General features: G+C 61.7%; 13 protein-coding genes. 6 read left to right on the top strand and 7 right to left on the bottom strand.

The genetic code is table 11. From position 1 onward, the window contains the following. Window positions 1–36 precede the first annotated feature (36 nt). A complete protein-coding gene (locus VJZ71_11820) occupies window positions 37–426 on the bottom strand; it encodes a 6-carboxytetrahydropterin synthase (protein ID HKQ48748.1) in 390 nt (129 codons plus the stop codon). Then, complete coding sequence (locus VJZ71_11815) at window positions 413–3,010, bottom strand: hypothetical protein (protein ID HKQ48747.1); 2,598 nt, start codon at window positions 3,008–3,010, stop codon at window positions 413–415. The genes VJZ71_11820 and VJZ71_11815 overlap by 14 nt, the downstream gene beginning before the upstream one ends. A gap of 121 nt (window positions 3,011–3,131) precedes the next feature. Between VJZ71_11815 and trpE the strand changes: the two genes are divergently transcribed. Then, on the top strand, window positions 3,132–4,661 hold the full coding sequence (trpE, locus tag VJZ71_11810) for an anthranilate synthase component I (protein HKQ48746.1): 1,530 nt from the start codon (window positions 3,132–3,134) through the stop codon (window positions 4,659–4,661). 9 nt (window positions 4,662–4,670) lie between these two features. On the opposite strand, the gene kynU is transcribed toward trpE, so the two are convergent. Then, window positions 4,671–5,948 carry a kynureninase gene (gene kynU, locus VJZ71_11805; protein ID HKQ48745.1) on the bottom strand — a complete coding sequence of 426 codons (1,278 nt, stop codon included), beginning with the start codon at window positions 5,946–5,948 and terminating at the stop codon, window positions 4,671–4,673. A gap of 343 nt (window positions 5,949–6,291) precedes the next feature. Between kynU and VJZ71_11800 the strand changes: the two genes are divergently transcribed. Together VJZ71_11800 and VJZ71_11795 are read left to right on the top strand one after the other, a co-directional pair. Beyond that, window positions 6,292–7,248, top strand: a complete 957-nt coding sequence (locus tag VJZ71_11800) for a transporter (GenBank protein ID HKQ48744.1) — start codon at window positions 6,292–6,294, stop codon at window positions 7,246–7,248. A 27-nt stretch (window positions 7,249–7,275) separates the two neighbouring features. Then, window positions 7,276–7,398 carry a hypothetical protein gene (locus VJZ71_11795; GenBank protein ID HKQ48743.1) on the top strand — a complete coding sequence of 41 codons (123 nt, stop codon included), beginning with the start codon at window positions 7,276–7,278 and terminating at the stop codon, window positions 7,396–7,398. A 101-nt stretch (window positions 7,399–7,499) separates the two neighbouring features. Here VJZ71_11795 and VJZ71_11790 read toward each other — a convergent pair whose 3' ends face one another. The 4 genes from VJZ71_11790 to nbaC all read right to left on the bottom strand — a co-directional run bounded on the left by VJZ71_11790 (window position 7,500) and on the right by nbaC (window position 11,423). Beyond that, window positions 7,500–8,567, bottom strand: a complete 1,068-nt coding sequence (locus VJZ71_11790) for an amidohydrolase family protein (GenBank protein ID HKQ48742.1) — start codon at window positions 8,565–8,567, stop codon at window positions 7,500–7,502. 47 nt (window positions 8,568–8,614) lie between these two features. Further along, window positions 8,615–9,400: a hypothetical protein gene (locus tag VJZ71_11785; GenBank protein HKQ48741.1), complete on the bottom strand. Its 786-nt coding sequence runs from the start codon at window positions 9,398–9,400 to the stop codon at window positions 8,615–8,617. A gap of 21 nt (window positions 9,401–9,421) precedes the next feature. Further along, window positions 9,422–10,774, bottom strand: a complete 1,353-nt coding sequence (locus tag VJZ71_11780; protein HKQ48740.1) for a PQQ-dependent sugar dehydrogenase — start codon at window positions 10,772–10,774, stop codon at window positions 9,422–9,424. An 88-nt stretch (window positions 10,775–10,862) separates the two neighbouring features. Next, window positions 10,863–11,423, bottom strand: coding sequence for a 3-hydroxyanthranilate 3,4-dioxygenase (gene nbaC, locus VJZ71_11775; GenBank protein HKQ48739.1), 561 nt, complete (start codon window positions 11,421–11,423; stop codon window positions 10,863–10,865). A 201-nt stretch (window positions 11,424–11,624) separates the two neighbouring features. On the opposite strand from nbaC, the gene VJZ71_11770 reads away from it, so the two are divergent. From VJZ71_11770 to VJZ71_11760, 3 genes are all read left to right on the top strand, one after another. After that, the gene (locus tag VJZ71_11770) at window positions 11,625–13,154 is read left to right on the top strand and encodes a PHP domain-containing protein (protein HKQ48738.1); all 1,530 of its coding nucleotides are present in this window, start codon (window positions 11,625–11,627) and stop codon (window positions 13,152–13,154) included. Between the two features lie 199 nt (window positions 13,155–13,353). Then, entirely contained in the window at window positions 13,354–14,385 is a 1,032-nt protein-coding gene (locus tag VJZ71_11765; protein HKQ48737.1) for a complex I NDUFA9 subunit family protein, read from the top strand. Between the two features lie 17 nt (window positions 14,386–14,402). After that, window positions 14,403–14,924: a hypothetical protein gene (locus VJZ71_11760; GenBank protein HKQ48736.1), complete on the top strand. Its 522-nt coding sequence runs from the start codon at window positions 14,403–14,405 to the stop codon at window positions 14,922–14,924. Window positions 14,925–14,932: the final 8 nt, after the last annotated feature.

Raw genomic sequence — 14,932 nt, 5'->3', positions numbered from 1 at the left:
CGGCCCTCGCGGCATCAGATTCCTTTGTCCACCGGGCTAATCTCCGGCGGAGGCGCCGGGAACATAGGCCGCGGCGCATTGCCGCGTCTCCCAGACGCGCACGCGCCGGATCGCAACGGACTTCGGCAACTGCGGCGCGAGGCGATCGTGCACATAGCGGGCCACGCGCTCAGTCGAGGGGCTGGTCGCATGAAAGGCCGGTAATTCGTTCAGGCAGGTGTCGTGAAGCTCGGCGGTAATGGCCGTGAGGGCGGGCTGAACGTGGGTAAAGTCCGCCAGCATGCCCGCGTCGTCGAGTTCCGGGCCCGCAAGATGCACTTCTACCAGCCAATTGTGGCCGTGGAGCGGCTCGCAGGAGCCGTCGGGGAGGCGCAGCCGATGGGCGGCGGAAAACTCCGACTCAATGACCAACTCATACGTTCCCATGGGCCGCCTCGCCTTTGTCGGACATTGTAGGTCCAAGCGTCGCCGCCAGCAGCCCCACGATGGCAGGCGTTACTTGGAGAAAGAGCCGAGAGGGCGTCTGGTCGTTCAAGGCGAAACGGGCCTGCGGCGTGAAGATGAAGATGGCGGCGATCAGACTGCACCATACCAGTACCAGGAGCGCAGCGGCGGGGCCGCTTTCGACGCGCCTATTCCAAAGGAGGACGGGCATCAGGAAGGCAAACAACCAAAAGAGGGCATGAAAAGAATCCCAGGTGAACAGGTGGCGGCCGAGCGCGCTCCAGACGCCGGGGTGGTAGCCGAAGGCCGCAACGCTCTCGGCGTGGTCGGAAAAGCCGACGACCGCGGTGGTCAGGATCGTGCCGATGAGGACGACCGCGGCGATTCCCCAACGGACCCTAATTGGATAAGTGAGGAGGTGTCGGCGGCCTGTTGCCAGGAAAAAAACAAGGGCGAGCGCTACAACGGGCGGTCCTTCGCGTTTCATGCAGGCGGCGGTCAGAGCGAAGATCCCGCCCAGCAGGAGATCGCCGAGCCGGCCGTCGGATCGCCAGCCGGACAGGAGCACTACGGCACCGACAAGGAATGCCGCCAATAACAAATCGGCGTAACCCGGACGTACGACGTGCATGGCGAGAAGCGGAAGCGATCCGACGAGATAGGCCACAGCGCTCGCATGCGCGGCGGACAGCCACCGGCAGAGACCGCCACCCATCAGCAGCAACAAGTTCATGTAGCAGAGAAGCCAGGGCAACGTGGCGATTCGCTCGTCCCACTGACCGGCGACCATCGGCAGCCATGCGGCGATGAGGGGGCAGAGAAGCGGATAGTTCGGGTTGGAGCCGCCGAGGTAGTAATCGTGCGTCGGATCCGTCGGCAATTGATCGAGCCCGGCGATGACCTTCGCCTTGAAGAGCCACATGGAGATCGCGTCATCGCAGCGGACAGTGACGGACCATTGGCTCATGGTCATGTAGGAGAGCTTGATCATCAGACCGATTATCAGCAGGGCCATTGCCGGCACCTGCCAGGAAAGAGGCTGCCGTATTTTCCCGGAAATTCCAGAGCTGGGAGTCTTGTCGGCGTTGGCGAAAAGTCGAGTGCGGTGGAATACGATCCACCAGCAAGAAGCTGCGAGAATGGCCAAGCCGAGAATAATCAGCCGTGCGCGGCCGCCGTTGGTTATCAACAGGAAGATGGAGAGGGTCGCGACGATGAGAATCTGTCCGAAGAGCCAGCCCCCTCCAATCACGAAAACCCAGGTCCACCGTCTGTTGACCAGCCAGGCAACAAGCCCCGCACCAGCCGCCCAAGGAACAAGAATCCCGGCGAGCAGCCACGGCAGGCTCAAGGGTAGTTGGGGCGGCGGGCTATCGGTCGGAGCGGAATTCGGCTGCGAGGTGTTGCGTAGCAAATAGACGTCGGGCGAAAGCCGGGCGATTTCCGCAGCCTGAATCGGTGGTTGATCCCCAACCGCAAACGCGCCTTTGGATGAGTCAAATGCAACGTTACTTGCATGACATGAAAAAACGAATTCCGCATCGGCCGGATTCTCTCGCCGTGTACGGAACGGCGCGGCGAGGTATCCCAGCCGGTGGGCGGGCGTAAAAGTGTCGTCGCTGACAACGGCGAATGTCGAGCCGACTGGAGTGTGTTGAGAAAGCTGCTCGAACGCCCATGCGACTTCGCCGCCGTGCGCGGCGGCGATCTTGCCGTTCGCGTCGAGTTCGCCGAACCTGGCAACATCGTCGTTGACTTGCCGGGCGAATCGCCATGTCGCCGGGATGTCCGCGGCGACCCACACGATGAGCAACAGGAGCCCCATCGTCGTCCAGCGGATCGGCCGGCGGAGGATGGAGCGCGAGACCAAGTAGCCGCCGAGGGCAATTAACATCAGCGAGAGGGTGTAGTAGTTCGTGGAGTGGCCGAGCAGGAGCGGACCGCGTACGAAGTTGACACTGTGACTGAGAATTGGCACTATCGTCCCGAGTTGGTGAGCAACATAGATCAATTTCTGGACGGGCGACGGCGATGGAATTTGGATTCCCGAGGATCGGATGTTCTGGCTTGTCCCCAGGAACTGTACGCCGATCCGATGGAGATCCGCTGCCGGTACGGGAAGCCCAAAGACGATTTCCGTCGGTCTCCGACCTAGCTGGACGATCTGCTCCTCGAAATGAAAATCCGGGCGCTCTTCGATCTGCCAGAGCAGTCGGACCCCCGTGCGGACACCCTGTACCGGTGCGTCCGGGCATTGCGCGGAGACGGTCAGAATCCCACCGAGGTCCCCGCGCAACTCCAGCGGAGGCGTCAACAGGCTGACCGGCCGGTTCCCCATCGGTGAGAACAAGACGCCGGATTCATCGAGCCCCATCGGCTGCGCGTTGATCTTCGCGCCCTCCCAGTTTTTTTGTTCGCGAAGGTCCCAACGCCAACTGTGGGACTCGTGTGTCATCGGCGAAACCAGCAGAGAGGCGCCGACGATCAGCATCACGAGGCCCAGCGCAAGGCCGGCCGGATTCACGCGCCGGGTGTCGTTTTTCGATAGGCTTCGCTTGCTCGTCACTGGCGGCCATTCTAGCGCCGACTGCGCAGGGCCGCGAACGCAAGACGCGCTTGGGCCGACCCGGGCTCTCGGTACAATGCGTTCTACGCTCGTCCTCGAAGGACGCAGAGAGGAGCCGTCGTTGCCCGTCTATTCGCCAAGTCTGGATGATTACCAAAGGCTCGCCGGTCGCGGCCGGACCGTACCGATCTATCGACGGCTGATGGCCGATCAGTTGACGCCGGTGGGGGCGTTTGCGCGATTGGCCGAGGGGGCCGAACACGCCTTCCTTTTGGAAAGTGTGATCGGCGGTGAGCAGGTTGCCCGGTACAGTTTCGTGGGGGCGCGTCCCGGAATCGTATTCCGGGCAAAGGACCGCAGCGCCACCGTTGAGCGGGCCGACGGGTCGATTGAGGTCATGACATCGGTCGCCGATCCCCTGGCGGCGCTTCAGAAAATGCTTGAGGGCTTGAAGGCCTGCCCGCGTTCGGATACGGCGCCGGGGGCCGCCGCGCTGCCGCGCTTCACGGGCGGGGCGGTCGGGTTCGCCGGGTACGACACCGTCCGGCGTTATGAACCGCTGCCGCACGCGCCCAAGGATGATCGGGGCTTGGATGATCTCGTCTTCGGGATCTACGAAGACATGGTCATCTTCGATCACGTCAGCAAGACGGTCATGGTCGTGGCGCATGCTCGCGTGGAGAGTGGTAGAGAGGAAGCGGCCTACCACGATGCCTGTCGGCGCATCGAGCGCTTGGTGGAGACCTTGAATCACCCGGGGCCGACGGCGGCGGGGGAGTTTGACGTCGACGCCCGACTGGAGATTGCATTTGAAAGTACTTTTGAGAGGGACGCGTTTGAGACCGTCGTCCGCCAGGCCAAGGAATACATCGTGGCGGGCGATATTTTTCAGGTCGTATTGAGCCAGCGACTCCGGGCGACAACGGTCGCCGATCCGTTTGATATCTACCGGGCGCTGCGCGTCGTCAATCCCTCACCGTTCATGTTCTACATCAAGAGTCCACAGTGCGTACTCGTCGGCGCGAGTCCCGAGATACTTTGCCGCGTGGAAGATGGCGTGATCACCAATCGGCCGTTGGCGGGGACGCGGCGGCGGGGGGCGACGGGCGACGAGGACGCCGCGCTGGAAAAGGAGCTGCTGGCCGATCCCAAGGACCGGGCCGAGCACATCATGCTGGTCGATCTGGGCCGCAATGACGTGGGCCGCGTCGCAGAACCCGGCAGCGTTGAACTGTCTGACATCATGAGCATCGAGCGCTATAGCCACGTCATGCACATCAGTTCGACGGTGACGGGTCGGCTCGCGAAGGGCCGCACGGCGCTGGACGCGCTGCGGGCATCGTTGCCGGTCGGGACCGTGAGCGGCGCTCCGAAGGTTCGGGCGATGCAGATCATCGATGAGCTGGAGCCGGTCCGCCGCGGCCCCTACGGCGGGGCGGTCGGTTACGTCGATTTTTCCGACAATATGGACACGTGCATCGCCCTGCGGACGATGGTCATCACACCCGGCACAAAGAGTGGCGAGTGGATCGTGGACATGCAAGCCGGGGCGGGAATCGTGGCCGACAGCGATCCGGCGGCGGAATATGAGGAGACGATGAATAAGGCGAAAGCGCTGCTCGCGGCGGTAGCGATTGCCAACGGGGGTTGAGGCGGCGGTTTAGGCGTGCTTCGCTAGCACCTGCGCGAAGCGCCAGACTTCGTGAAAGGTGTTGTACAGCGGCACCGGGGCGACGCGGACGACGTCGGGCTCGCGGAAGTCGCCCTTGACGCCCGCCTCCTCTAATTCGGCGAACAGTTCCTTGGGCCGGTCGTTCACGCGGATCGACAGCTGGCAACCGCGTGCCGCGGGGACTTTCGGCGTGATCACTTCGTAGCGACCGCTGGGGATCTGGTCGAGGAGGAATTGCAGGTAGCCCGTCAGCTTCTGCGACTTGGACCGCAGGGCCGGGATCCCGGCGTCGTCGAAGATGTCGAGCGATGCGCGGAGCGGTACAGCCGAGAAAATAGGCGGGTTGGAGACCTGCCAGCCTTCGGCTCCGGCTGCCGGCACGAAGTCGGGCAGGAGTTGCATCTGGAATCGCGTCACCGGGTCGTTGCCCCACCAGCCCGCGAGCCGCAACAAGTCCGTGTTCTTGCCGTGTTTTTCGTGGACGAAACAGCCGCCGATCGCGCCGGGCCCGGCGTTGACGTACTTGTAGTTGCACCACACCGCGAAATCGACGCCCCAGTCGTGCAGATCGAGCGGGATGTTCCCGACGCCGTGGGCGAGGTCGAGGCCGACGGTGCAGCCTTCGCGCTGGGCCAGGGCAGTGATTCCGGCGATGTCAAAGACCTGGCCGGTGAAGAAATTTACGCCGGACAGGAGCACAAGCGCGACCTGGTCGCCGTGGTCCTCCAGGATGGATTCGATGTCGCCGGGGTGGATTGAATTCTCGCCCTCGCCGGGCCGGACCCAGACCAGCGCGTCGTTGGGATCGAAGCGATGCGCGGCGATCTGGCTTTTGACCGCGTAAGTGTCGGACGGAAACCCCGGCGCATCCATGATGATTTTGTAGCGCTTCTTGGTGGGGCGGTAAAAAGAGACCATCATGAGGTGAAGATTCACCGTGAGGCTGTTCATCATCACCACTTCGCCGGCGTGCCCCCCGACCAGCCGCGCGCCGCTTTCGCGGAACATCTCGTGGTAAGAGTACCAGGGAGTTTTCTCCTTGAAGTGGCTGTCCACGGCGAACCGGGCCCAATCGTCCAGCTCCTGATCAACCAACGTCCGTGCGGTCCTGGGCATCAGTCCGAGGGAGTTGCCAGCGAAATAGACGAGCGGCCGACCGTCGCGGTCGATGGGGAGGTGAAAGCGTTCGCGGTAGGTTCGAAGGGGGTCCTCAGCGTCAAGCCGTTGGGGGAACGCCTCGTCGGTCTGGAACGCGGTGGGCGCCATAGGGACAGTTTACGTATGCAAGCGACGGTGTCCAAGGCCCGCACGCCCTGTCCAATAACCATTATGGGCGCCGACATCTGATAAAACCGGCATTCCCCGGATCGGAGCCCCGCTATTATGTAGCCCTCGGTCAAAGGTCTTGTTGGCGCAACATTCGCGGGACAGGGTCTTCCAAATCGACCGTCGCGGGATCGGAAAAAGCTTGACAACACCCCAGGGGAGCGGGTTTCATTTGCCTCCGGCGCGGTCGATCCAACTGAATCGATCAAGGTTTACTGGCGGAACGAACGTTGGCGTGCGTCGGAGCGCGCCCGAGGAACCCAAGTTCTGTAGAGGTGACACGATGAGAAAAACCCGCTCGATCGCGTGTTTGACCCTCCTGTTGACCGTCATCCATAGCCCCATTGGGTTCGGCCAAACACCGCCGCAAGGGAGCGGCGAATCGTCTGAGCCGATGTCGCTGCAGGAGACCTCCACGACAGAAACAACCACCGCGGAGACGACCACGCATTCGTCCGAAGGGTTCTGGATCTTTCCGGAGCCGGCTCCCATTGGGAAGATTGTGACGGACCGGCCCGGTTTCTCTGATGCCGCCGCCCTGGTTCCGCGGGGCCGAATCCAGATTGAGTCCGGGTACACCTTTACTTATGACCGCGAACACGAAGAGCGCGTGATCGACCACAATTTTCCCGAGACGGCGTTCCGCACGGGTCTGACTGATTGGCTTGAATTTCGAGCCCTCTGGATCGGATACGGCCTGACCGAGACGCTGGACCAGATCAAGACGCCGGCGGGGCGGCATATCGGTCACGAAGATCACGACGACGGCTGCCGCGATACGAATTTCGGGTTCAAGATCCCGATCTTTTGTCAGAAAGACGGTTGCTGGATACCCACGATCTCGGTGATCCCCTCGTTGTACGTCCCCACGGGCAAGGAAAGCAAGAGCTTCGACAACGTTGTGCCGGAAATCAAATTCCCCTGGAATTATTGTGTGACCGACCACTTCACGGTGTACGGTTCGATCCTTGAGCGGGTGCCGGACGGAGAGGACGGCCAGTTTTGCCAGACGGCGGCGACGTTGGCGGGGGCGTACCAGGTTCACGAGTGCGTCTCGCTTTACCTGGAGTATTTCGGTGTTTACCCCAGCCTTAAGGATTCGGACTGCTCGCACCTGCTCAGCGGAGGCCCGGTCTTCAAGATCACGGACACTATCTCGCTGGACACACGGGTGAGCGTCGGCCTCAACGAGCAGGCCCCCGATTTCCAGGCGAGTATCGGTTTTGGAATTCGGTTTTAGAAACCATCAAGTTCATGGAGATTTGCTATGCTGCTCGGCGACATCTTTTTCTCACTGTTTATGGCCCTCATAAACACGTTCTTCACGACGGGGCTTTTTTCGGCCATCAACAACTTCGTCGGGATTCCCTTCCGCCTCGCCGGCGTATAGGCCCATGTAGCACGGGTACTTGCCCGTGGAGCGAGCGTGCCCCATCCCTTGCGGATATTGCGCGGGGATTGGGTCCTTGCGCACCCCTTGGGCGATAGCGCTCACGCGCCGACGCGCGACTCCATCTTCAAAAATTCCCGGGCTGAGCCCGCAAGAACCGTCTCGCGGGTGGCGTGGGAAAGGTCAGATAACGACGCGATGAGCGTTCCCGGTACGTTTTCTCCTAGTGGGAACGGGTAGTCGCTCCCCAGCGCGACCCGTTGTGGTCCGAACAGCTTGACCAGCAGTCGCAGAGCCTCCGCGTCGTGGACCAGCGAATCGACCCAGAACCGCGCAGGTCTGCCGTCCGGATGGGAGAGGTAGTCGCGGGGATTCACGGGGTTATCGACCGCGCACAAGTCGGGCCGAACACGCCAGCCATGCTCGATTCGGCCGATGGTGAAGGGGAAGGACCCGCCGCCGTGGGCAAAGGCGACGCGGAGCCCCGGGCACTTCTCGAACACGCCGCCGAAGATCATGGAGCAGATCGCCATGCTTGTCTCGGCGGGCATGCCCACCAGCCAGGGCAGCCAATACTTCGGCATCCGCTCCTTGCCCATCATGTCCCACGGGTGGACGAAGGCGCAGGCCCCGAGCCGTTCGGCGGTTTGAAAGACTGGAAGAAGCGCAGCCTCGTTGAGGTTCCATTGCTCCTTGCGGCCGGTGTGCGCGTTAGGCTCGACGTGCGTGCCTATCTCGACACCGACCATGCCGAGTTCGCGGATGCAGCGCTCCAACTCGCGGCAGGCGGACTCTGGGTCCTGTAGCGGGATCGTCCCCAGACCGGCGAAGCGGCCGGGGTGATCGCGCACAACTCCGGCGATGTGGTCATTGAGCAGCCGTGACAGGTCGAGCGCGTCGGCAGGCTTGGCCCAGTAGCTGAACATGACCGGCAGGGTGGAGAGGACTTGCGTCGCGACGCCGTGCCGGTCGCAGTCCTCGATCCGCCGCGCGGGCTCCCAGCAATTCTCGGTAATCTCGCGAAAGACCTTGCCACCCTGAATCATCCGCGCGCAGCAGGGCTGGTAATGATCGATGCGGACGAAGCCAGCGTAGCCGTATTTGGAGTCGAGGTCCGGCCAGGTTTTGGGGAGGATGTGGGTGTGGAGGTCGATCTTGCTGGAGGCCATGGGGGGATTGTAAATGGCGAATAGCGAATGGCGAATAGCGAAAGGGGCTATTGCGCCTTGGCAGCGGCCGGTTCGTCTCCGCCGCGACCCAAGGAGACGAGGGCTTCGGTGAATCGCTTTTGTAGCCGTTCGAGGGCTTGGGCCTGGGCCTGCGATTGGGTCCGGCGGCGGGCGATCGGCACCGCGCCGGGCAGGACGTTTTCTTCCTTCTTCGAGTCGCCGTCGAGCACCGCGAGGATGTAGCCCGTCCGCGTGTCCATGACGAGTCCATAGCATGCCGTGTGATGGCCGACGGTATCGCCGGGCACGAGGAAGAGACCGATGATCGACCAATAGGCGATGGCGGCGCTGTTGTAGCCGGAGTCGGCGGAGTCGCCCTGGGCATAGACGACGAGCAGGTTTGCGTGAAGCAATGCGGCGGAATCACGGAGTTCCTTCAAGGTCGGGGCGCGCCGGGAGATCAACGGATTGACGACATGAACCTGGTCTACGAGGGCCAGGTTTCCGAATCTTGCCGCATCTGCGGCCTTTCGCCACGCGTCGGTTTCGTCCCCGGAAGGCATTTCCAGGCTGAGCGAGTCCTGACGGTTATAAAAGGGATGGGAGTATCCGGCGTTGAGTTTGGCCACGGCGACCACGGCCGGAAAGTCCGGCTCGACGTTTGTCGAAAGCAAGTGGTCGATCGCGGCGTCGGTCATGTTCTCCAGCTCAGGCGAGAGCGACTTGAGGTCCGGCGTGGGCTTGATGACGCCTTTGTATTCGTTGGCGCATCCGGGAATGGGCGGTAACACCACGGGCAGGCCCAAAACGATCGCTACGATTCGTCGTGCCATTTTATTCTCCGAGACTTTGCCCTAATTCGGCATCTGGAGCGAAGTGACGAAGCAGGGGATGTCCATTCCGGTCACGCTGCCGTCGCCGTCAAAGTCGGCCACGGCGAGTAACTGCCGGGTGAGCGGTTCTCCGAGGAGGGCGTGAGTAAAGAGCGGGATGTCGTCCATCGTGACGGTGCCGTCGAGGTTGAGGTCGCCCATGGGGTTGATGGGGCGGATGCGGTACACGCAGCCTTGGTCCAGTGATACGACGTACATGTAACCATCCGGACCAATCTGAATATCTGTCGTTATTCCAAAATTTTGGCCCCAAACGACCAGTACGAAAAGTACGGTCCGATCCGAGCTTATGATGCCTTGAAGGATGTATCCACCGGAGTACTTTCCAACATAACAATCGTCTCGCAAAGACGCCGGCCAGCGGCAACTATGCAGAAAGCGAATGGAAGTCGGAGTTCCGCCGGTCACGTATTTTGGGTCGACGTACTGGGACCCGGGCACTACATAGAGGTCGCTTGTTCCTTCTGGATCATTAGCCACATTCCCCTGTATTCGATCCCATCCGCTGTTGGCGCCCGATGGGATCAGGTTTATTTCGTCATTAAGGACCGTACCTGGCTGCGTGATCCACAGGAAGCCGCTAAGCGAGTCAAACGCCATACCAAAGCAATTCCTGATCCCGTAAGCAAAGAATCGCTCCCATCCGGGCAATGAAAACGGGTTGTCGATCGGGGTAGTCCCATCGTCATTCAGCCGCAATATGACGGCGGTTGTAACGAGGGGAGACGCTGCGCTGTTTGTCGTAAGACTCGAACCTTGTTGTCCTATCACCACGTACAGTTTTCCGTCAAAACCGAAGAGAAGGATGCCGCCGTTATGGAGCGACCCTAACGATGGAAGCGTGGCAATGGTCGTGGGCGAGGTAAGCATAGTCCCATCCCACGTGTAGCGAACAATCCGATTCTCGCGCGGAGTAGGGTTCGTGTAGTACAGATAGACAAAGCTATTCTGCTGGAATTGTGGATGCAGCGTGATTCCGAGTAATCCCGTTTCAGATTCTTGAACGACTGGAAGTGTTAACACTGTAGTAACGAGCGGTCCGGGCAATTGAACGCGCTTGACATTGCCCGAATACTGTTCGAGGACCAAGAATTCATTCGCGGAAAGGAAACTCATCGTTGTAGGCCTACTTAACCCACACGCCACGGGCTGCACTTGGTACCCGCTTGGCACAGTCTGGCCTTGTGCGGCGCGTACGAATGCCAGCAGGCAGACGAGACTCGTCAAGCCAATCGTGTTACCAAAGCCGCGTCTGCGGTCCTTACCCCTCTCGTTAGAACGAGTTTGGCCACAATAGTCACGTGCAATCCGCATGTGTCCTCCTTTTTGGGCGAGCCATTCCGAAGCTCCGGCCTTGAGCGGATGCATCGTACTCGAATCCAGCCCATCGAATCAACCGCGATCAAATTTTCTCCATCGGCCCCGGCTTCTCCACGCGCTTGCCGCATTTCTTGCACACCCGCCGCGCGTCGTCCTTCCAGAACGCCTCCATCGTGTCGCGGAAGTGGTCGACGATGTCGCGGCAGTCGAAGAGGATGTCCTCGACCAGCGCGCTGCAGTGCGGACAGTAGAAGATGATGTGTTCCTTCTCGCCCGGCGGGCGGCGGCGCTCGACGACGACGCCGATCGTGTTCGGCGGGCGCATCGGGCAGTGCGGCACGTTGGCGGGGATGAAAAAGGTCTCGCCCTCGCGGACGCGATGGTCGACGATCTTGTCGCCCTCGCGCGTGCGGACGACGATGTCGCCCTTGAGTTGGTAGAAATACTCCTCGGAATCGACGAGGTGGAAGTCGTTACGGGCGTTGGGGCCGACGATGACCATGACGAAGAAGTCGCGCCCGTCGTAGAGGTATTGATTCGCGACCGGCGGCCTAAAGCCCTCGCGGTTTTCCTCGATCCAGTTTTTGAGGTTGATCGGGGGCTGGCAGCCTAAGGTCGGCTTGGATGGCGATTGCACGGACATGTAATTGATCCTCCGAAAACGGGGTGAAGATTGCGCTAAGCGTATCGGCCGGCGTGTGGCAGGTCAATCAGAACCAGGCCCGCAAGTGCCTGCGAGGGAGCGCCTAACAGGCGATCTGGCGCGGGCTCGCGCGGCGTCGTTCGCTTGCCCGGCCTTGCGGTCGGGGTTCTGACAACGGCGTCGATCCGTTACTATTCGCGGATGGACCAACGCATCAAGCCCGCGTTCTCGCACCACGACTTTTTGGCCCGCGCCGGCGCGGCTGTCATCCTCGTCGCAATGGGCTGGTGGCTGCCGTGCCATAGCAGGGCAGACGGCCCCTACGAGGGCGGCGTCTGGCTGGCGGGCGATCATCATATCCACACCAAGTACAGCCCGGACGGTCAGTACGAGATCGAGGCGCAGGTGGCCAAGGTCCGGCAATACGGCCTGTCGTGGTGCGTGATCACCGACCACGGCGGGCCGATGCACGACAAGGTCGCGCTTACGTACGCCTACCCCGAACTGGTCGCGGCTCGGAAGAAGCACCCGTCGATGCATGTCTTCCAGGGGCTGGAGTGGAACATCCCCGCCGCCGAGCACGGCAGTGTCATCCTGCCACCGACGCCTGACGAGGCCATGCGGATCGCAGAGTTCGAGGCGCGGTTCGACCAGAAAAACAAGTCGCGCGAAAACACCCCGGCGGATACCGAGGCTGATGCGGTCCGCGCGCTGCAGTACCTTCAGTCGATGACGCCCCGTCCGCTCTTTTTCGTGAACCACCCCGCGCGGACCGGTCGCGTCAGCCCCACCGAATTCCGCAATTGGTCGGATGCCGGGCCGAACGTCGTGCGCGGGTTCGAGGGCGCCCCCGGTCACCAGGCCGCGACGCTTGTCGGTCACACGCGCGGCGAATACAGCAAGAAGATCAAGCCGGACGCGTGGCAGGGCTACCCGAAGGAGTCGTTCAAGACGTGGGGCGGGTATGACTGGTACGTCGCGACCGTCGGCGGTCTGTGGGACAGCCTGCTCGGCGAGGGCCGGGCGTGGTACATCACGGCGAACTCCGACAGCCATCGGCACTGGACCGACGCGACGATCGTAGACACGTCCACCTACGAGACGCACGGCCATGTGACGGCGACGGATCGGAAAGCAGACCATCACGACGGCGATCGCGATGACAATATTGATTTTTTCCCCGGCGAATATACGAAAACGTGGGTGTACGCGGCGTCTGGGTCACGGGAGGCCGTGCTCGACGCGTTGCGGCACGGGAACATGTTCACGGTTCACGGCGATTTGATCGATCGACTCGAGTTTTCGGCGCACGCGGCGGATGCGGCCGCCCCGATGGGCGGGACGCTGGTGCTGGATAAGAACGACCGTGACGTGGAGGTCCGGATTCGCCTGCGACCGGCGACGGGGCAGAATTTCGGTGGTGGTCGGCCGATACTGGATCATATCGACCTGATCGTGGGCGACATCCTCGGCCCGGCGAATGACCGGGAGACGATCGTCAACCCGACGACGCGCGTCGTGGCGCGCGTCCCTGCCAAGGATTTGGTCAAGAGAGGCGACTGGCTCGTGTTTCACCATCGCTTCGACAACGTGAAGAACAGTTTCTACGTTCGCATCCGCGGCACCAACCGCGACGTACAGGCCCCGGAGATGGACGGGCCGAAGGTCAATCCGTGGGATGATCTTTGGTTTTACAGTAATCCGATCATGGTTCGTGCGAAGTTGCAATAATCAGTGCCGCGTGGCGCAAGCCCGCGGATCAAGCGCGCGACGGCGCTCAAAGTAGGCAGCTTTCCCTGGGAGTCAGTGGGACGCCTGGAGTCGATCCCAGGGCTTGCGCCCTGGGCTTTGGTCGCCGCACCTGTTTACACTTCATACCGCCCGGCTATCATGCAACCGGGTTGATAAACGCAGTTGAACTGAGATTACCATGAGCGAAGCAGAGTCGAAGTCCGCGGAATCACAGCCGACAACTCCCGAACCCGAGTTTCTTGCCCGCGTCATGGTGACCGGAGCGACGGGTTTTGTCGGGAGGGCGGTGGTTCGCGAACTCATTGCGCGGGGGCATAGGCCAGTCTGTCTGGTGCGGGATCGCGAGCGGTTTCTGCGACATGCCGCGTCGTACGGAAGGGATCGATTCGAGGCTGTTGGCGGCGACCTGTTTGACGAAGCCGCGATGAAGAAGGCCGCGGAGGGGGCGCAGGCGGCGATCCATCTCGTGGGGATCATCACCCAGCAGCGCCTCAAGCGGCAGACTTTTCACCGGATCCACGTCGAGGGCACGCGGCGGGTTCTGGAGGCCTGCAAGGCCGCGGGAATCAAACGCTATTGCCACATGTCGGCGTTGGGGAGTCGGGCCAACGCCGTCAGCGAGTATCACCAGACCAAGTGGCTCGCTGAGGGCTATGTTCGGGACAGCGGGCTGGATTGGACGATCTTTCGGCCGAGCATCATCCACGGGCCCGACGGCGAGTTCATGCGGATGATGAAGACGTTTGTGACCAAGGCGACCGTGCCGGTGCTGAGCGTGATCCCCGCCCCGTTTCCGGTCATCCCTTACTTCGGAGACGGGCTGCGGAAATTGCAGCCGGTCTCAGTCAAGGACGTAGCGCACTGTTTCGTCGCAGCGCTCTCGAAGCCGGAGACGATCGGCAAGATCTACGAACTCGGCGGGCCGGAGGCGATGACGTGGCGGCAGTTCTACCTTGTCTGCAAGGAGACGATCCCCGGCGCGAAGGCGTGGAAGCCGATCGTGGGTGGCCCCGCGTCGGTGGCCAAACTGATGGCGATGACGGTGATGAAATTGCCGTTGCTCCCGCGAGACCTGCGGTTTGATGTGGGTCAGGTGCAGATGTCGCAGGAGAATTCGGTCTGCGACACCGCCCCAGTTGAAAACACATTCGGTATCACGATGCGGGACTTTCGCGAGGAACTGAGCGAATATGCGGCGATGATCGAGTAGGGCGGGTTTAGACCGCCATGTTTCGGTTCAAGGAGATTGCGGCGGGCAAAGCCCGCCCTACAGCCATGCAAGACATCGATTTCGTCAATGTCGTCGTCCGCTTTCTTCATCTAAGCGCCGCGATTATCGCCGTGGGCGGGGCGATCTTCAGTCTGATGGTGATCCTGCCGTCGATCAAGGCGGCGCCGCAGGAGGTGCGCGAGGGACTGGTCGAGTCGGTCCGCCGCCGGACCGCGCGCCTGGTGATGCTGGCCATCGCAATCCTGCTCCTGACCGGCTTCTATAATTACATCGCGAACGAAGTCCCAGCGCACAAGGGGCAGGCGCATTATCACGCCCTGATGGGCTTCAAAATCATCCTGGCATTCGCCGTTTTCTTCCTGGCCAGCGCGCTGGCCGGTCGCTCCGCCGCGTTTGAGGGGCTGCGCAAGCGGCGGGCATTCTGGCTGATGCTTAATGTTGTGCTTGGCCTAGCCGTGGTCGCAATCGGGGCCGTTCTCCGCGCGATTCCAGACGTCGCTTCCCCCGTAGCGGGGTGACCTGTGGC

The sequence above is a fragment of the Phycisphaerae bacterium genome, from assembly GCA_035275405.1.
Classification (GTDB): Bacteria; Planctomycetota; Phycisphaerae; order UBA1845; family UTPLA1; genus DATEMU01.
This window is presented reverse-complemented; position numbering and strand designations above follow the sequence as displayed.